We start from the raw sequence: 18,011 nt of genomic DNA, 5'->3' as shown, positions 1-18,011 counted from the left end.
CACCCTTCCTTTAACTAATAAGACCCCTATTTAGATGTTTTATAAAAGTATTCTAAGTATATAATCAGCATGGATGTTGGCTATTTCTTCCGGCTTCATTTTACCGTCAGGTTTATACCATGATTGAATTGAATTCAGAGCGCCTAGAATGATCAACCTTGTCATTTTAACGTCAACTTTTTGAAATCCACCATCATTAATCCCTTCTAGGATTAACTCATCAAAAATATGATTATACTCATCACGCTTTGCTAGAATTTTTTCCAAAAACTCACTTGAAAATGTTTGATCCAGCTTACCTGCAACATTAAACATTGCTTTTTCATTAATTTCAAAAATGATATAATCAATAATTACTTTTCTCATTTTCTCTATAGATGTAAGATCGCTATTTTTAATCTCTTTTATTTTTTCAATGCTTGGATCTAATATCATTAAGTGACATTCAAACAATAACTCTTCTTTATTTTTGAAATAATAATACATAGACCCTTTTGTCATTAAGAGCTGCGAGGCAATTTCCTCCATTGTTGTCTTTTCATACCCTTTTTCTGATATTATCGATGAAGCAGACCTTAATATTTCATTTTTCTTTTTCGCCATTTTTTTCTGCCGTAGACTTGTACCCATACCTATCTCTCCTTTGTTCTTGAGGACATCAAAATAATAATCGAAATACCTTTAAGGCAATTTTCCTTTTATTTAGTATAATACAAAAATAATAATACCGTCATGCAGTCCCTAAATAAGATTCTTTTACTTTTGGATTTGAAGCTATTTCATGTGAAACTCCCTCTAGTGTAATCCTCCCATTTTCAAGAACATAAGAATAATGTGATATGGACATCGCCATGTTAGCATTTTGTTCAACCAGCAATATCGATTTTCCCTCATTATTAATTTCTTTAATAATTTCAAAGATTTCTTTTACTAAAATTGGAGCTAGACCCAGCGAGGGTTCATCTAAAAGTAGAACAGATGGATTTCCCATTAGTGCCCTGCCAATAGCCAGCATTTGTTGTTCTCCACCACTTAATGTCCCGCCTTTTTGATCTAGCCGGTCTTTTAATCGTGGGAAATAGGAAAATACACGTTCATAATCTTTTTTAAAATTCCCCTTATCTTTTCGATGATAAGTCCCTATCTTTAAATTTTCTTCAACCGTGAAATCAGGAAATATTCGACGGTTTTCTGGGCAATGTATGATTCCAATCCGAACAATTTCACTAGCAGATTTTTTTAGTAAATTGACCTTGTCCATTTCAAACTCTCCCTTTGTTACAGGGATCAGTCGTGAAATTGCCTTTAATGCTGTCGACTTCCCAGCCCCATTTGCCCCTAGGAGGGAGACGATTTTTCCAGGAGGAATCGTAATATTAACTCCTTTTAATGCATGAACGGGTCCATAGTGGACATGTATATCTTTTAGCTCAAGCATGTGTTTTAACCTCCCCTAAATAGGCTTCTATTACTTTTGGATTTTGAATGATATCTTTTGGAAGTCCTTCAGCAATTTTTTCTCCAAAATTAACAACAGTAATATAGTCAGATACTTTCATGACTAATGACATATCGTGTTCAATAAGCATCACTGTATAATTCATTTTTTCCTTCAAAAACAAGATAAGTTCACTTATTTTTTCTGTTTCATAAGGATTCATTCCTGCAACAGGTTCATCAAGCAAAATGATTTTTGGTTCCGTTATGATGGCTCTTCCGATATCGACCATCTTTTGGAATCCAAACGAAAGATTCTCTAATTTTTCGTTTGCCAAATGAGAAATACCAAGTAGATTCATAATTTCATTTGCTTTTTCAACCGCTTCCTTTTCTGAATTCCTAATTGACTTCAAGTTAAATGCCAGTGCAAAGATGTTTTTATTAAGCAAAGGATGAAGTCCTGTTAGCAAATTTTCAAGAACTGTCATTCTCGGGAACAACTCGACATTTTGGAAACTTCTGGTTATTCCTAAGGGTGCCATTTTATGGGGTTTCTCTGAAAGAATAGAATTGCCGTTGAATATTATTTCTCCAGATGCTGGTTTATAAAATCTGCTGATACAATTAAAAATGGTTGTCTTTCCTGCACCGTTTGGACCAATTATCGAATATATAGTCTTTTCCGGTACCCGAAAAGATAAATTATTGATTGCTGTTAAGCCCCCAAAACGGACAGTAACATCTTGAAATTCCAGCATTGTCACACCACCTCATTTTTGATTTCAGGTGTTTTTAATTGGACTGTATTTTTTTTGAATTGAAGAAAGGAAACCAAGCCATTCGGCTTAAACATCATTACTATGACAACAGCAATACCTATTACAATATTGGTTATTCCAATATATGAATCTGAAAAGTGAGGCAAAATGGAAAATAGTATAGCACCTATAACAGCCCCAGAAATTGAACCTAGTCCGCCTACAACAATCATGGCTAATAGTAGGAATGAAGTCAAAATTGAAAAATCATCAGGGCTTATAAAACCATACCAGTATCCATTCATGCCACCTGCAATTCCCGCAAAAAAAGCACTGATTGTAAACATTATGGTTTTATAAAAAGCTAGATTCACCCCAATGGACTGAGCTGCAACCTCACTATCCTTAATCGCAATAAATGCCCTCCCCATTCGACTGTATAGGATATTTTTCATTAGCCATATACAAAAAACAGAAATAAAGCCTAAAGAATAGAAGAAAAATAGTTCATTTTGCATAAAAGGAGGTCTTGAGACCATCAATCCAGTATATCCACCAGTTAATCCTTCCCAGTTTAAAGCTATTTCCGGAATAGATAATCCAAAGCCTAATGTTGCAACAGCTAAAAAGTGACCACGGAGACGCACAGCAGGCAAACCAATTAAAAAACCAACTATTGCTGTGATTCCACCTGCTATAAGTAAAATAAGAATAAATGGAAGATTTATGGAATTAGCTAGAATTGCCACTCCGTATGCTCCGATTGTTAAAAAACCTGCATGGCCAACTGAAATTTGACCACCGAACCCAATTAATAGATTTAAAGCATTTGCTGTTACGATAAACGTACATGCAGTTATAAAGATTGTAAGAAAGTAATTAGATTGTCCTACTAAAAATGGAAAAATAATAATCACAACTAACGCAATTAGCCAAGGCCATATATTTCCTATTCTTTTCATAGATCACACCTTCTTCACAGTTTGTTTTCCACCAAATATACCCTGCGGGCGAATGTATAAAATGATAATGATGAGGAGGAAGGTGTATACAATCTTCATTTCCGGAGAATAGTAGTAGCTGACTACATTTCCGAATACTCCGACAATTAACCCTCCAATGATAACCCCTGGCATAAAAATAAAACCTCCTAATACAGCTGATGCAAAAGCCATAATCAGGATTTCAAACATCATTGTTGGACTTAAGAAGGTTAACGGGGCAGTCATCATTCCTGCTACGCCGCCTAAAACTGTTCCGATAGCCCAGGTAGACATAAACACAAGCGGCACTTTTATTCCCATCAATCTTGATGCAGTTAAGTCTTGTGCAGAGGCTCTCATGGCAAGACCAATTTTAGTAAAATTAAATAAAACATATAAAACTCCCATCAAAAGCAGGGTAGAAACAATGATAAAAATGTCATTTCTTGTAATTAGCACCGACCCTAGCGAGATTACCTCATCACTAAATGGTGTTGGAAAACTTTCAGGTTGATGTCCCCATAGTAACCCTGCAACCCCATTGATAATGAGAAAAAGACCGAGAGTGATCACAATTTGATTTAAATGATCAGCAGATTGAACGCGATTCATAAAAACCGCATAAATTACTGCTCCTAAAAGGAGGGAGATTATTAATGCTCCAATAAAAGATGTAAAATAGGAGAAGTTATACTTAGTAAGGAGACCAAAGCTAATAAATGTAGTCAGCATAGCCATTTCTCCTTGAGCAAAATTAACAACCATTGTGGTTTTATATATTAATACTAAACCAAGAGCAGCGAGTCCATAGATACAGCCCATTATTAATCCACTCATAATAATTTGCATTCTAATCTCTCCTAAAAAAGTAATATGAGAAGTGCTAATTCATCATTGTAGTTGTACAATCCCTTTTGAAGTCACCCTCATTTTTCCGTCTTTTTCGCAATCCCATGACCTTAACAAAGAACCCTTAACATTATTCTCTCGCAAAGAAGTTTTTAATATTTTTCCTGTAGGAGTTCTCGGTAATTTATCATAGATTTCTATATATCTTGGTACCATGATATGGCCTGAACATTGAAAACAATATTCTACTATATCTTCGCATGAAAGATTAGAACCTTTATTTAATACAATACATGCTTTAATATCATCTTCACCTATGGGCGATGGAACAGCAATTACCGCAGATTCGGCAATATCTTGGTGGTTATTTAACATGCTCTCCATTTCAAAAGATGAAATATTTTCACCCTTTCTGCGAATTGCATCTTTTATTCTATCGAGGAAATATAAATTCCCTCCTTCATCCTGGTAGAATCGATCCCCAGTGTGGAACCACAAATTTTGCCATGCTTCAACTGTTTTATCTGGTTTATTATAATAGCCCTTCATGACAATGTGGGGAAGCTTTGGTCGAACTAACAGCTCTCCTGCTTGCCCAGGTTCGCAAGGATGGTCATACTCATCTACAATTAAAATATCTACAAATTCCTCCAAAGGTTTTCCACATGAGCCTGGGCAATCTTCATCCATTTCTGTTGCGGTAACTGCATTCCATTCCGTTGAGCCATATGCTTCAATAAGCTTTAATCCAAATCGCTGCTGAATTTCTATATAATTTTCTTTCGGAGCAGGTATTGCATAAACTGCCCGTACAGGATTATCTGCATCATTTTCACGAAGAGGCTGATTATAAAGCATTGTCATAACTCCTCCAACTGCAGGAAATAGGGTAACTTCGTGTTCACGTATATCATTCCAAAATTGTGAAGCACTAAAGTGATTTTTCAATACCATTTTTGCACCTGAAATGATACAACCAAGGGTAATAAATCTTGCAGCAACGTGATAGAAAGGGAGAAAATTCAGTGAAATATCTTCAGACGTATATCTCATGATATCGGCCTGAAACAATCCCATAAAATACAAATGGTGGTTAGAAATTAAAACACCCTTTGAGGGCCCTGTGGTTCCAGAGGTATAAATAATGCAAGCCGAATCATAATGGTTTACTGGGTTTCTACTAATTTCTTTGTTTAACTCTATTAATAAATTTTGTTGATAAACCAATAATTCATCCCAATTGTAGGTTTTCCAGAGGTTGTTAACTGTAAATTGTTCTTTTCCATGAAATATTACTGTTTGTATTTTTGTTATACCAATTGCAATCTTTTGAAATTCATCATAAAACTCTTCATTGAGAAAAAGGAATTCTGCACCTGAATCATTAATTAAATATAATAATGTGTCACCTTTATAGATAGTATTTATAGGAATTTCAACCGCCCCTATTTTTGCGAGAGCAAACCATAAATACAAATTGTCACGACATGTTGGCATTAATACCCCAACATGGGAGCCTTTTCTAATCCCTATTCTTAATAAATGTGAAGCCAACAGATCTACATTTTGTTTCATAATTTGATATGAAATCTCTTCTTTACCTTCTATTAAATCAAGAAAAAAGGGACTGCTTCCTCTTTTTTCTGCACTAGACTCCAGCAAATTAATCAAAATCCGCTCCTGATATGGAGTAGATTCAGCATAAGTGTGCAGCATCAGAATCCTCCTCAAACTTAGGATTAAATAATAATACCTTTACGAACCAATTCAGCTATTTCCTTTTCCGAAAAATTATGTTCCTTAAGGACTATTTCTGTATGGGACCCTTGTTTTGGCGGTGAGAAATATTTTTTTGTACTATTCTCAATATCGGAACTTTGTAAACCATAATTTATTGGCAAACGCATTTTCGGGAAAGTACCTGCTCCTTTATCTTCCAGAGAAATATATTCCATCAGATTTCGATTTTGAAAGTGAAGATCATTTAAAGCTTCCTCTGTGTTTAATACAGGAGTTACACAACAATCAACCTTGTCAAACAAAGAAATCCAATTTGTCAGTGTTTTTGTTTTTATTTTGTTTTTAAGCTCAACATATTTAGAATTTTCATCATTTGCACTAGAAAAAGCTTCATTCCTTAATTCAGGCATTTCCAAAGTCTTGCAAATTTGTTCCCAAAATTTATCCTCCACTGCACCAAATGATAAGTAACGATTGTCTGCAGTTTCATATACATGGTAACAAAGGACTCCGCCACTCAATAACTCTGATCCTTTTTTGCTTATTCTTCCAGTAGCCAGATAATCAATGTAAGGATTCAGCATCCAACTAGAAATGACGTCATACATAGAAACATCTATGTATTGTCCCTCGCCTGTCATTTGTCTGTGATATAGAGAAGATACAATTCCCAGTTTGGCAGACATTCCTGAACCTAAATCTGCAAATTGTGTTCCCGGAATGGCAGGTGAAGAGCTTTCCTGATTTCCATTGACATCAAGAAATCCAGATAAACTTAGAAAATTGATGTCATGACCAGCCATTTTTGACCTTTCCCCTTGTTGGCCAAATGCAGAAATAGAACAATAAATAATATCTGGTTTTATCTCTTTGATTGAAGAATAATCTATTCCTAATTTATCAACCGTCCCAGGCCGGAATCCTTCAATGATAATATCCGCCTTTTCGACCAATCGAAAGAATATTTCCTTTCCTTCTTTTGTTTTCAAATCAAGTGCTATGCTTTTCTTATTGTAATTAGTAGTGAAAAAATAACTGCTGAATTCTGGAGCATTTTTAAGTGAGGGACCAATTTCACGCAGATAATCACCTGCGTCTGTATCCTCAATTTTAATAACCTCGGCCCCAAGTTCGGCAAAGTATTGTGTCGCATATGCTCCTGGTAACAGTCGTGTTAAATCAAGTATCTTAATACCTTCAAATGAAATCACAGTTATATCCCTTCTTTTTATCTGCCATTGAATTGTGGTTTTCTTTTTTCCAGGAATGCCCGCATACCCTCTTTTTGGTCTTCAGAGCTAAAAAGAAGGGCAAATTCCTGAAGTACATATTGTATTCCTTTATCAAAATCCATTTCAGCTGCAACATTGACGGATCTTTTTATGGCTGCGAGAGATAATGGACTTTTTTCAGCTAGTTCATTTGCAAAAGCTAATGCTTCAGTGAATGCTTCACCATTCTCTACTAGACGGTTTGATAAACCCCATTCGAGTGCTGTCTCTGCATCAATTAATTTTCCTGTCATAAGGATTTCTTTTGCTCTAGCTCTCCCAAGCCACCGTGTCAGCCTAATTGTTGCTCCAGCACCTGGAATGACACCAATATTTACCTCTGCTAAACCGAATTTTGCCGTTCTATCAGTAATAACAAAATCACAAGCAAGGGTTAACTCAGTCCCACCAGCAGGAGCATATCCATGTACCGCTGCAATCACTGGTTTTTCTATTGATTCAATTTTCTTAAACATTGATATCCATTCTTGTGTTTTTTCTCTTACAACTAATGATGTATCATTTGACATTTCATCAATATCCGCCCCAGCACTAAAAGCTTTTTCCCCTGCACCTCTAAAAATAATGGCTCTAACTTCGGCATCGTTTTCTGCAGCTTCAAGTGCAGCAGTTATTTCTCTAATCATCCCCATATTCATGGCATTATTTAACTTTGGGCGATTTAACGTAATAATGCCTGATTTCTCAATCTTATCGTATAAAATAAATTCATAATCCATATTGTTCTTCTCCTTTTAGCGCATTAACAAAAGTGTAGGCGAATTAATAATTCTTTTTATCGACTTAATAAATAATCCTGCGGCTTCACCATCAATCATTTGATGATCAACAGTTAAACTATAAGGGCAACACCGGCCAACCACAATTTCATCCTTATCATTAACAATAGGCTGTTTCGTGACCGCACCTATCCCCAAAATTCCAAGCTCTTTTCTGTTTAATATCGGTGTCCCAAATTCTCCGCCATAACTTCCTACGTTCGTAAGTGTAAATGTACTTCCAGATAAATCTTCCATTGTTAATTTATTGTTTCTTGCATTTTCGGCGATCTCTAATAATTCTTTGTGGATGAGAAGTAAACTTTTTTTGTTTGCATCTTTAATAGAAGGAACCAGTAAGCCTTTCTCTGTCGAAACTGCCACTCCAATGTTTATGTTCTTCCAAATTATTAACTCATCATTTTCAACGGTGCCATTCAAGTGTCTGTGTTCCTCTATGGCTAGTGCAGCAACTTTAATAAAAATTGCTGCCCACGATGGTTTTAGTGATTGAGCTTCTAGGTCCTCTTTCATCTGCTGGAAGTATGGCCACATTTTATCAAGTGAAATTGATCCCATTAATGTCATTTGGGCTGATTGCTGAAGACTTTCTGACATATTACGCGCAATTGCTTTTCGAATAGGGGTTAATTTTTCCCTTGAATAAACAGTCCTTTCATGCGGTGCATAATCTATTTCTGGAATGGATTCAGCAATATTAAGTTTTTTGTTTTTACTTGCTTCCAAAACATCCCTTGATATAATAGCTCCATTCGGCCCTGTTCCAGAAACCGTTTCTAGTTTAATACCTAGTTCGCGTGCAATTCTTTTTGCAGCTGGCGATCCTATGATTCTATTAGACTTTTCAGGAGTAACATGAATAATTTGAGAAGTCATTTTTTTCCTTCTAGCAGCAGGAGATAAATGTTCATTAGGAGTATGAGCCGTTACTACTTCAGGATTTTTGCTTTTAATAGGTTGTTTGCTAACAGGGGGTAATTCTTTATTATTGTGTTCCTCTTCAATAACATTCTCAGCAATAATGTATCCAATTGTATCCGTCATATTTGCAGTTTCACCTGGTAGTAACATTATTTTTAACATCCCTGAAGCGGGGGCTAGGATATCAGTATTTACTTTTTCTGTCTCTACTGTGGCAATTATTTCATTCTTTTCGATAAAAGCCCCTTCTTCTTTCTCCCAAGCTGTTAATACAACTTCACCATCTTCTACACCGATTTTTGGAATTGTAATTTCAATCATGATTTATTCTCCCTTCATCACTTGCTCCACAGCGGAAATTAGCTTTGCTTCAGATGGTAAAATAAAATCTTCTCCGCGGCCAACTGGAAGAGGGACAAATTTTGATGTTACTCGTTTGATTGGAGCATCTAAATAATATAGAGCATGTTCTGAAATGAGTGCAGCAATTTCAGAACCGAATCCAAATGGAGCAGGAGCTTCGTGAACAATCACTAGTCTGGATGTCTTTTTCAAAGATTGAATAATCATCTCTGAGTCAAGCGGCATCACTGTACGCGGATCGATAATTTCAATATCAATCCCTTTTCCCTCAAGTTTTAAGGCTGCCTTTTTTGCCAAATGAACCATCGATCCTAGGGCAACAACCGTTACATCCGAACCTTCTCTAACAATCTTTCCCTTTCCTATTGGAACAAGGTATTCTTCATCTGGGATTTCTTCCTTTAGGCTCATTAGTGATTTTTGCTCAAGAAAAATGACAGGATCGGGATCACGAATTGCACTTTTTAATAGCCCTTTTACATCATAGGCGTTAGAAGGGTAAACAACTTTTAGACCAGGTACGTGACCGAACATACTTTCAAGTGACTGGGAATGATGCATTCCTGTTCTGAATCCACCTCCTGCAAGTGTTCGAACCACTAGTGGAATATTCACTTGACCTCCGTACATATATCTCATTTTGGCAGCATGGTTCATAAGTTGATCCATTGCCAGATAGATGAAATCCATAAACATAATTTCAATAACTGGACGAAGCCCTACTGCCGCTGCCCCGACGCCTAAACCAGCTATTGCCTCTTCACTAACTGGTGTATCCTTAACACGTCGTTCTCCATATTTCTCCAATAACCCTCTTGTAAGACCAAAGGATCCTCCAGTGTCAGCTACATCTTCACCAATAATAAACACCTTTTCGTCTCTACCCATTTCTTCATCTAAAGCCTGGGTTATAGCCCATCTATAATTTATTTTTGTCATTTTCATTCTCCCTTAAAATAATGAATCGTCAGCATAAACATTTCTTAACAAAAATTCTTCATCAGGGAATGGGCTTGCTTTTGCAAATGCAATTGCCTCATTTATTTTTAGTTTTATATCATTTTTTCCTTTTTCCAAATCCTCTACTGTTACTATTTTTGCGGAAAGGATTTCTTCTTCTATCTTTTTAAGTGGATCACGTTTTATCCAACTTTCAATTTCTTCTTTTGTTCGATAAACCTGAGGGTCACCTTCATAATGGCCACGCCATCGATACGTCTTAAATTCTATTAAGCTAGGACCTTCTCCCTTTCTTGCTTGACCAATTGCTAATTCAAGGTGGCTATGTACAGCTTCAACATCATAGCCGTCGACCGTATATCCTGGTATTCCATAGGCTTCAGCCTTTTTACCAATGTCTTGCTGTTTCATCCCCTTTGAAATCGGACTTAATTCCGCATACAAGTTGTTTTCGCAAATAAACACGATTGGAAGATTCCAAGTAGCTGCAAAATTTAAACTTTCATGAAATGCCCCTTGTGGCACAGATCCATCTCCAAAGCTGCAAATCGTAATATTATTTGAGCTTTCATAGTATTGCTTAAAAGCCGTTCCAAGGGATATTGGCATCCCAGCACCTAAAATGCCTGTTGAACCAATTAGTCCTTTAGAAAAATCAGCAAGATGAGCTTCTCCACCTACACCTCCACATAATCCATCTTTTCTTCCCATTATCTCTGCTAATAGTTTTCCGGGATCGACCCCTCTTGCTAAGAAATAGGACTTTGATCGATGATAAGGAATGATATAATCTTTATCAGTGAGTAAGGTGCATAGTACAGAACCTACAAGTTCTTGACCAACTCCTGAGTGGAGCCATCCATCTATTTCGCCTTTACTAAATAAATCTATCGTGGCTTCTTCAAAAGTTCTTGTTAAAAAGGCATTTTCATATATCTCGAGCAACCGCTTCTTTGATAACGTTTTCATTTTAATCAAGAGTTTCCCACCTTTAACATCCCATTTTTCTGGCAATAAAAAGCTTTTGAACCTCGCTTGTACCTTCTCCAATTTCCATCATCTTAACATCTGCATAAAAACGCGAAATTGGATATTCAAGAGTAAAGCCATATCCTCCATGAATTTGAAAAGATTCATCTACTACTTCTACTGCAACCTTACTAGCAAATAGCTTTGCCATTGAAGCTATCTCTTCTACGTTATTTTGCTTTTGGTCTCGGGCACATGCTGCCATGTAAGTCAATGACCTAGCTGCATTGACCTTAGTTTTCATTTCTGCTAATTTAAATTGAATTGCTTGGAGTTTGGAAATAGGCATTCCGAATTGTACACGTGTCTTAGCATGATCTAATGCCATATTTAAAGCTCCCTCAGCCATTCCAACACTACATGCGGCAAAAGCAAGACGACCAACATCCATTCCAGTAAGCACGTGACGAAGTCCTTTTCCTTCCTCACCGAGCATGTTTTCTAATGGAATTTCACAATTTTCAAAGAATATCTCCCTTGTATCACCATGTTTCCAACCAATTTTCTCAATTTGTTTTCCAACAATTAAACCTTTAGAATTTCTTGGAACAATAAAGGTACTAAACTTCTTTCTGCCATTTTCTTCACCGGTAGCGGCTAATACAATCATTCCATCACTAAGTTTTGTACCTGAGTTTGAGATAAATGTTTTTGAGCCATTTAAAACCCAGTTTTCACCTTGTATTTTTGCAGTCGTTGTTGCGGAAGCAAGATCTGACCCTGCTCCTGGCTCAGTCATCGCTATGGATCCAATAACCTGTCCTGAGGTTAGTCGAGGCAGCCATTCAGCTTTTTGTTTTTCGCTGGCAAAACGAGAATAGACTTCAATTACTAAATTTTGAACTTGTAAGATAAGTGGAATAGTTGAATCATATTTTGCCATTTCTTCGAGAGCTAGAACATAAGAAACAGTGCTAACTTTGTTACCGCCATATTCTTCTGGAGCAAAGAAACCAGCAAATCCCATATCTATTAACTGTTGTAGGATTTCATAGGGAAACTCACCTTTTTTAAAAAGTTCTCCGACCTGAGGAGCAATTACTTCCCTGCCAAATTCATCAGCCGTTTGTTTAATCAGTTTTTCTTCCATTGAAAGTTCAAAATTCAATTTATTCCCTCCTAGTTAAATTAATTAAATATTTTCAAAATTCATACTACATCATCTTTCAATTTTTGTCTATAAATTTATTTTTTGAACGACGGTTGATTTTTTTGAAAATTCAGTGTTATAATTCGGATAATATACTGGTGAATAATGGTTACATTTTCTGTGAGAAAGGTAGATGGGTTATGAGTGGGAAAAATCTTGATACAGTTATTATTGGGTCTGGACCTGGAGGCTATGTAGCAGCTATTAGAGCCGCGCAACTTGGACAGCATGTAACAATCATTGAGAAAGACAAAATAGGTGGGACCTGCCTAAATTCCGGTTGTATTCCATCAAAATCATTGATTACAATTGCAAAGAAATGGGCTGACTACAAAAAGCATCAACAAATTTTTAATAGTCTAGACAATTCAAACAAGATTAATATAGAAGAGCTTCAAAAATATAAAAACAAAACCATTACGAAACTTCAAAGAGGAATCTCACATCTCCTTGAAAAAAACAAGATTGAAATAATAAATGGTGAGGCAATGTTTACTAGTAATTCTTCCATATCAGTCAATGAAAATGGTGTAACATCAACGTATTCTTTCAATCATTGCATTATTGCCACTGGATCTGAACCTAGAGAACTACCGAGCTTCCCCTGGGGAAATAAAATTCTCTCCTCATCACACGTACTAAATTTGCATCATCTTCCTGAGGATATTGTAATACTTGGTGGTGGATATATTGGGATTGAACTTGGGTGTGCTTATGCTAATTTAGGTGTAAAGGTTACAATCATTGAGGAACAGGAGGATATCCTTCTGTTAGCAGATTCAGATATCAGAAAAGTATTAAAACAACAGTTAAAGAAAAAGAATATTAAACTATTATCCAGTGCAATTGCAATGGAATATCAGGAGGAAGGACAAAAGGTAACAATCACAGTGCAAACAAAGGATAGTACTTTACAGATAAATGCAGATTATCTCATAGTATCAGCCGGGAGAATTCCTTGTACGTATTCACTCGGACTTCATAATACTAATATTGATTTATCTGAGAATGGGTTTATTAATGTGAATCCTTCCATGAAAACCAGTGTACCTTCCATCTTTGCTATTGGGGACATTGTAAAGGGTCCAGCTCTTGCACATAAAGCTTCCTACGAAGGAAAATTAGCAGCGGAAGTAATCAGTGGTCATCATTATTCTGTGGACTATAAAGCAATCCCTCTAATTATCTTTTCAGACCCTGAAATTGCATTGACTGGACAAACTGAAAGCAATGACACCACACAAGAATATACGTTTCCAATGGGAGCAAATGGTCGTGCCCTAACTTTAAATCAACCAGAAGGCTTCATTAAAATGTTTTGTCATAAAGAAACAAGACAAATAAAAGGTGCCGCTATTATTGCGCCAAACGCATCAGAAATTATTTCTGAAATAACGGTTGCAATTGAAGCAGGCTGGACTGTAGATGATTTATCTTTGGTCATCCATCCTCACCCAACTATTAGCGAAGCTATTATGGAAGCATCCGAACTTGCAGCTGGTTTGCCCATTCATGTCCCTAGTATGTAGGAGGATTATTTATGATAACAATCGGTTGGAGGCTAGTGGTAAATTATTACTTTTATGATTTATCGAATCAAATTCAGAAAATATTAGGTACTTCACTATGAAGAAACTTATATTAGAAGAATCAATTAGTTTATTTAATAAATTGGGTTATCAGTCTACCTCTGTTGAGAAGATTGTATCCTCACTAGGGGTCACAAAGGGAACTTTCTATTATTATTACAAATCGAAATACGAATTACTTTTTGATATTCATCGAATTCATATTGACCAATTGCTGGAAAAACAAATAGAAATTTTGAATAATTCTCTACTTACACAAAAGGAGAAATTGATGTCTATTATCGAATTACTTATATACAATACTCCTGATGAGCAAAGTCTTCAAAATATAGTTTATAGAGAAATGAGGCACTTAAAAGTACAGGATTTACAATTGATCAAGGAGAAAAGAGAGGAATTTGCAGCTAATATTAGAATGATTGTTGAAAATGGCATAAGAGTAAATGAATTTAGGGAGAATACCCATTCCTTATTCGCAACTTTTTTGTTACTTGGAATGTGCAATTGGACCTACAACTGGTTTGGACCAGAGAGTGCCGTAAAGGAAAAAAATATCATTAATTCATACTACGAGATTATTACACGAGGAATTAGTGAAAGTTCAATTTCTATTTAATAATTTGCCTATTTTTTTCATGGCACTTCAATAAAAAATCAAACTCCCTCCTTTTGCTAACAAGGTGGGAGTTTGATTTTGATATTTAGAATTTTAACCTATTTTTTCTTCATTATCTGAATTTAATAGCGCTCTTTTATTAGATGTAATTGGGGTAAGATTGGATCGTTTTAATAAATAGTTTAAATGATCCAGCGGCATTGACCCGTACCCTTTACCGTCTTCAAGTGTAAATTGAATCGTAATCCCATTATTGGTGGTTACGGTTAATGAATCCGCAGAGTTAAAATTCCCCTTAATACTTTGAGAAATTTGATATTTCATTCCTGTTTCAATAGACATTTGCTATCTCCTTCGCAAGTATTTAGTCATAGTATTCTCCGATTATTATTATCCATACAAAAATATTCCATTTTGCCTCATTCAAATCTGGTTATTAAAAAAAGATGTGATAGAATATCATTATCTGTGAGGAGGTGTGAGTATGGAAGGTTTTAGTCATTTATTGAAGGCACAGCGGGATTTCTTTCTATCAGGAAAAACAAAAGATGTATCGTTCCGAATAGAAGCATTAACTTCATTAGGAAACTTGATTCGCTCACATGAAACGGAAATAATGGCAGCACTTAAAAAAGATTTGAATAAGAGTGATTTTGACTCTTATATTAGTGAAATGGGTATTTTACTCGAGGAAATCCGCTTTACTCTCAAACATATTAGAGAATGGACTCAGCCTAAAAGAGTTAAAACAGCCCTCCCTCAAATGGGTTCTAAGGGCTATATTTATTCTGAACCTTATGGGGTTGCATTGATAATTTCTCCATGGAATTATCCTTTACAATTAGCCATTGCTCCTCTAATTGGTGCCATTGCAGCTGGGAATTGTGCTGTACTAAAACCCTCTGAACTAACACCAGAAACTTCAAAACTTATGGCAGAACTTATCAATAAAACATTTCCTGAAGAGTATGTTGCAGTCATCCAAGGTGATGCCGTTACCACTCAGACCTTATTAAAAGAAAAATTCGATTATATCTTCTTTACTGGAAGTGTTTCTGTCGGAAGGGTCATTATGGAAGCGGCCGCAAAGCACTTAACCCCAGTTACCTTAGAATTAGGCGGAAAAAGTCCTTGTATCGTCCATCATGACGCGAATCTTAAATTAGCTGCAAAACGGATTGCCTGGGGCAAGTTTATCAATGCTGGTCAAACATGTGTAGCTCCTGACTATTTATATGTTCACAAAGACATTAGGGATGAATTTATAAAAATCTTCAAACAAAGTATTAATGAGCTATATGAAGATATCATTAAAAATGGGGAATTTACGAGAATCGTCAGTGAACGTCATTTTAAACGCGTATCTGACTTCCTTTCAAGTGGAGAAATTCTCCATGGCGGTAATTATTCTATCGATACTCTTACCATTGAGCCGACAGTCCTTGGCAGTGTCACGTGGGATGATCCGGTAATGCAAGAGGAAATTTTTGGGCCTGTCCTCCCTGTCCTTGAATACGATAATGAAGCATCAATGATTCATAAAATTAATGAACACCCTAAGCCATTAGCTCTTTATATTTTCTCTGAAAGCAAAGAATTCCAAGGAACCATCTTAGATTCTATCTCGTTTGGCGGCGGCTGTATAAACGATACCGTCATGCATCTTAGTTCTCCCTATCTTCCTTTTGGCGGTGTAGGTGAAAGTGGAATTGGTGCCTACCATGGCAGAGGCAGCTTCGATGTCTTCTCCCACCAAAAGAGTATCTTAAAACAAACAACTACCTTTGATTTACCATTTAGATATCCGAATAGAAAAGATGCACTTAAACAAATTAAACGCTTTATTAAATAATGCCGTGCAAAAAGCCTTGCAGGTTGCGTTCTGCAAGGCTTTTTCACATTATTTATTTGATACTCCCTCAAGCTGATAGACTAGTTCTCCACCCATGTAGGTTTCTAGCACTTTTATTTCATCAATCTTTTCTGGAAGTAATTCAAGAATATCTTGATCCAATATGATAAAGTCTGCCTGATAACCCGGTTTCAGCTGTCCGATATTTGGAATTCCAGAAATCTCCTGTGCCGCTCTTGTGTATAGGGTAATCGCTGTTTCAATATCGACCTTTTGTTCCTGACCTGTATCAGTTCCATCATAGGCTTTTCGAGTGACAGCTGACTTGAGTCCAACGAATGGATTAACAGGATCAGCCCATGCCGTCGCCGGTGCATCCGATGAAAAAGCTACCTTCACTCCTGCCTGTAACATCGCCTGAACAGGATAGGTACTCTTTGTGCGCTCTGCTCCCAAGTTTTTCAAATAACTCTCAATTTCGGCATAAAGAAAAATGGGCTGAGTTACAAACGCAATTCCAGTTTCCGCTGCTCTTTGAAGGGCAAGCGGTGTCGGCATTGCTGCATGCTCAATTCGAATCGACGGAGTTCCCTTTAACCATCCTTTAGTACCATAGAAAGTATCAACAATTAGATCAATTGCCTGCTCACCCATTGCATGTACAACCAGCTGTACATTATTTTCTACGGCAGCCTCTTTGGCAGCCAATAACTCTTCCTTCGTCGTCATCTGAATACCATAATTTTCTCCACCACCTAAAAATGGTGGATTTACCCATGCCGTTTGTCCTGAAACACTTCCATCTGAAAATAATTTAATACCGCCGATGTAAATTTGTCGTTGATTATCCGTATTTTCACTCGTTAAAATGGTCTGTCCTTTTAAATCCTCCCATTCATAATGAATAACCGTGCGTTGTTTTAATCCCTTCTCCACTGCAAGATTATACATTTCATAGTAATCAACAGGCTCTGCCTTCCCCATAAGTTCAGAAATCGCAGTTATTCCTTTTGATAATAAGATCGGACTTAATTCAGCTAACAATTCAGCATTTTCTCCGATCGTTTTTGCCGGCATGATGTTTGTGACTAAGTCTTTAGCATTTTCACGTAATACCCCTGTCGGTTCACCATTTTCATCACGATCAATTTTTCCGCCTTGTGGATCTGGTGTATCCTTTGTTATTCCAGCTAATTCTAAAACCCTGCTGTTCACAGCAATAATATGTGCACATGTACGAGTAATAATAACAGGAACATCCGCTGCAGCTTCATCTAAATCCCAGCGAGTGGGTGAACGCCCCTCCAGCAATTTACCTTCATCATACCCCCAGCCTTCAATCCATAAATCTGGACTCTTGGCAGCACGTAAATTTCTTATTTTTTCCTTTAACTCAGCAATTGAATGCACATTAGGAGCAGTACAAGCAACTTGCTTTGATGCACTTGCCAAGTACAATGGATGTAAATGAGCGTCAATTAGACCTGGAAGGACACAACTTCCATTCAGATCAATACTTTCCCCATCTATTTTTTCTAACTTGGACTGGTCACCCGTCCATACTATCTTGCCATCGCGTACCACCATCGCATTTACAATGGGCTGCTCTGAATTAGAAGTAAAAATTTTTCCATTAATAAAAGCTGTCGTCAGCATATATTTCTCCTCTCGTGTTCCCTAAATGTTTTTT

General features: G+C 36.5%; 17 protein-coding genes. 3 read left to right on the top strand and 14 right to left on the bottom strand.

The window, feature by feature from the left end; genetic code table 11:
- Positions 1-39: 39 nt before the first annotated feature.
- The 12 genes from ACY3XC_RS05980 to ACY3XC_RS05925 form a co-directional block, all read right to left on the bottom strand.
- A complete protein-coding gene (locus tag ACY3XC_RS05980) occupies positions 40-630 on the bottom strand; it encodes a TetR/AcrR family transcriptional regulator (RefSeq protein ID WP_464867726.1) in 591 nt (196 codons plus the stop codon).
- Between the two features lie 100 nt (positions 631-730).
- The gene (locus ACY3XC_RS05975; protein ID WP_464867725.1) at positions 731-1,438 is read right to left on the bottom strand and encodes an ABC transporter ATP-binding protein; all 708 of its coding nucleotides are present in this window, start codon (positions 1,436-1,438) and stop codon (positions 731-733) included.
- Positions 1,431-2,198 carry an ABC transporter ATP-binding protein gene (locus ACY3XC_RS05970; protein WP_464867723.1) on the bottom strand — a complete coding sequence of 256 codons (768 nt, stop codon included), beginning with the start codon at positions 2,196-2,198 and terminating at the stop codon, positions 1,431-1,433. Before ACY3XC_RS05970 ends, ACY3XC_RS05975 begins: the two co-directional genes overlap by 8 nt.
- Positions 2,199-2,200: 2 nt before the next feature.
- Positions 2,201-3,160 carry a branched-chain amino acid ABC transporter permease gene (locus ACY3XC_RS05965; RefSeq protein ID WP_464867721.1) on the bottom strand — a complete coding sequence of 320 codons (960 nt, stop codon included), beginning with the start codon at positions 3,158-3,160 and terminating at the stop codon, positions 2,201-2,203.
- 3 nt (positions 3,161-3,163) lie between these two features.
- Positions 3,164-4,030: a branched-chain amino acid ABC transporter permease gene (locus tag ACY3XC_RS05960; RefSeq protein WP_179160765.1), complete on the bottom strand. Its 867-nt coding sequence runs from the start codon at positions 4,028-4,030 to the stop codon at positions 3,164-3,166.
- A 42-nt stretch (positions 4,031-4,072) separates the two neighbouring features.
- The gene (locus ACY3XC_RS05955) at positions 4,073-5,701 is read right to left on the bottom strand and encodes an AMP-binding protein (RefSeq protein WP_464867720.1); all 1,629 of its coding nucleotides are present in this window, start codon (positions 5,699-5,701) and stop codon (positions 4,073-4,075) included.
- Positions 5,702-5,769: 68 nt separating this feature from the next.
- The gene (locus tag ACY3XC_RS05950; protein WP_464867719.1) at positions 5,770-6,981 is read right to left on the bottom strand and encodes a CaiB/BaiF CoA transferase family protein; all 1,212 of its coding nucleotides are present in this window, start codon (positions 6,979-6,981) and stop codon (positions 5,770-5,772) included.
- 17 nt (positions 6,982-6,998) lie between these two features.
- Positions 6,999-7,781 (bottom strand): enoyl-CoA hydratase/isomerase family protein, encoded by a 783-nt coding sequence (locus ACY3XC_RS05945; protein WP_464867718.1) that lies wholly within the window; start codon positions 7,779-7,781, stop codon positions 6,999-7,001.
- A gap of 15 nt (positions 7,782-7,796) precedes the next feature.
- Complete coding sequence (locus ACY3XC_RS05940) at positions 7,797-9,083, bottom strand: dihydrolipoamide acetyltransferase family protein (protein WP_464867717.1); 1,287 nt, start codon at positions 9,081-9,083, stop codon at positions 7,797-7,799.
- A 3-nt stretch (positions 9,084-9,086) separates the two neighbouring features.
- Positions 9,087-10,064: an alpha-ketoacid dehydrogenase subunit beta gene (locus ACY3XC_RS05935; protein ID WP_464867716.1), complete on the bottom strand. Its 978-nt coding sequence runs from the start codon at positions 10,062-10,064 to the stop codon at positions 9,087-9,089.
- A 12-nt stretch (positions 10,065-10,076) separates the two neighbouring features.
- Positions 10,077-11,054, bottom strand: coding sequence for a thiamine pyrophosphate-dependent dehydrogenase E1 component subunit alpha (locus ACY3XC_RS05930; protein ID WP_464868044.1), 978 nt, complete (start codon positions 11,052-11,054; stop codon positions 10,077-10,079).
- 22 nt (positions 11,055-11,076) lie between these two features.
- Entirely contained in the window at positions 11,077-12,222 is a 1,146-nt protein-coding gene (locus ACY3XC_RS05925) for an acyl-CoA dehydrogenase family protein (protein ID WP_464867715.1), read from the bottom strand.
- Between the two features lie 182 nt (positions 12,223-12,404).
- Here ACY3XC_RS05925 and lpdA point away from each other — a divergent pair, with 182 nt between their 5' ends.
- Positions 12,405-13,793 carry a dihydrolipoyl dehydrogenase gene (gene lpdA, locus ACY3XC_RS05920; RefSeq protein ID WP_464867714.1) on the top strand — a complete coding sequence of 463 codons (1,389 nt, stop codon included), beginning with the start codon at positions 12,405-12,407 and terminating at the stop codon, positions 13,791-13,793.
- Positions 13,794-13,890: 97 nt separating this feature from the next.
- On the top strand, positions 13,891-14,469 hold the full coding sequence (locus tag ACY3XC_RS05915; protein ID WP_464867712.1) for a TetR/AcrR family transcriptional regulator: 579 nt from the start codon (positions 13,891-13,893) through the stop codon (positions 14,467-14,469).
- A gap of 93 nt (positions 14,470-14,562) precedes the next feature.
- On the opposite strand, the gene ACY3XC_RS05910 is transcribed toward ACY3XC_RS05915, so the two are convergent.
- Positions 14,563-14,811, bottom strand: coding sequence for a hypothetical protein (locus ACY3XC_RS05910; protein ID WP_464867711.1), 249 nt, complete (start codon positions 14,809-14,811; stop codon positions 14,563-14,565).
- A 142-nt stretch (positions 14,812-14,953) separates the two neighbouring features.
- Here ACY3XC_RS05910 and ACY3XC_RS05905 point away from each other — a divergent pair, with 142 nt between their 5' ends.
- Entirely contained in the window at positions 14,954-16,321 is a 1,368-nt protein-coding gene (locus ACY3XC_RS05905; protein WP_464867710.1) for an aldehyde dehydrogenase, read from the top strand.
- Positions 16,322-16,369: 48 nt separating this feature from the next.
- On the opposite strand, the gene ACY3XC_RS05900 is transcribed toward ACY3XC_RS05905, so the two are convergent.
- A complete protein-coding gene (locus tag ACY3XC_RS05900) occupies positions 16,370-17,977 on the bottom strand; it encodes an amidohydrolase (RefSeq protein ID WP_464867709.1) in 1,608 nt (535 codons plus the stop codon).
- Positions 17,978-18,011 lie beyond the last annotated feature (34 nt).

It is taken from the genome of Bacillus sp. CZDM1 (assembly GCF_055502545.1).
The sequence above is the reverse complement of the archived record's forward strand: the minus strand, read 5'-3'. Positions and strand labels throughout refer to the sequence as shown.

Coding starts and splice junctions, on each gene's coding strand:
- ACY3XC_RS05980 (WP_464867726.1), bottom strand. CDS start 630: ATGGGTACAAGTCTACGGCAGAAAAAAATGGCGAAAAAGAAAAATGAA.
- ACY3XC_RS05975 (WP_464867725.1), bottom strand. CDS start 1,438: ATGCTTGAGCTAAAAGATATACATGTCCACTATGGACCCGTTCATGCA.
- ACY3XC_RS05970 (WP_464867723.1), bottom strand. CDS start 2,198: ATGCTGGAATTTCAAGATGTTACTGTCCGTTTTGGGGGCTTAACAGCA.
- ACY3XC_RS05965 (WP_464867721.1), bottom strand. CDS start 3,160: ATGAAAAGAATAGGAAATATATGGCCTTGGCTAATTGCGTTAGTTGTG.
- ACY3XC_RS05960 (WP_179160765.1), bottom strand. CDS start 4,030: ATGCAAATTATTATGAGTGGATTAATAATGGGCTGTATCTATGGACTC.
- ACY3XC_RS05945 (WP_464867718.1), bottom strand. CDS start 7,781: ATGGATTATGAATTTATTTTATACGATAAGATTGAGAAATCAGGCATT.
- ACY3XC_RS05940 (WP_464867717.1), bottom strand. CDS start 9,083: ATGATTGAAATTACAATTCCAAAAATCGGTGTAGAAGATGGTGAAGTT.
- ACY3XC_RS05935 (WP_464867716.1), bottom strand. CDS start 10,064: ATGACAAAAATAAATTATAGATGGGCTATAACCCAGGCTTTAGATGAA.
- ACY3XC_RS05930 (WP_464868044.1), bottom strand. CDS start 11,054: ATGAAAACGTTATCAAAGAAGCGGTTGCTCGAGATATATGAAAATGCC.
- lpdA (WP_464867714.1), top strand. CDS start 12,405: ATGAGTGGGAAAAATCTTGATACAGTTATTATTGGGTCTGGACCTGGA.
- ACY3XC_RS05915 (WP_464867712.1), top strand. CDS start 13,891: ATGAAGAAACTTATATTAGAAGAATCAATTAGTTTATTTAATAAATTG.
- ACY3XC_RS05910 (WP_464867711.1), bottom strand. CDS start 14,811: ATGTCTATTGAAACAGGAATGAAATATCAAATTTCTCAAAGTATTAAG.
- ACY3XC_RS05905 (WP_464867710.1), top strand. CDS start 14,954: ATGGAAGGTTTTAGTCATTTATTGAAGGCACAGCGGGATTTCTTTCTA.
- ACY3XC_RS05900 (WP_464867709.1), bottom strand. CDS start 17,977: ATGCTGACGACAGCTTTTATTAATGGAAAAATTTTTACTTCTAATTCA.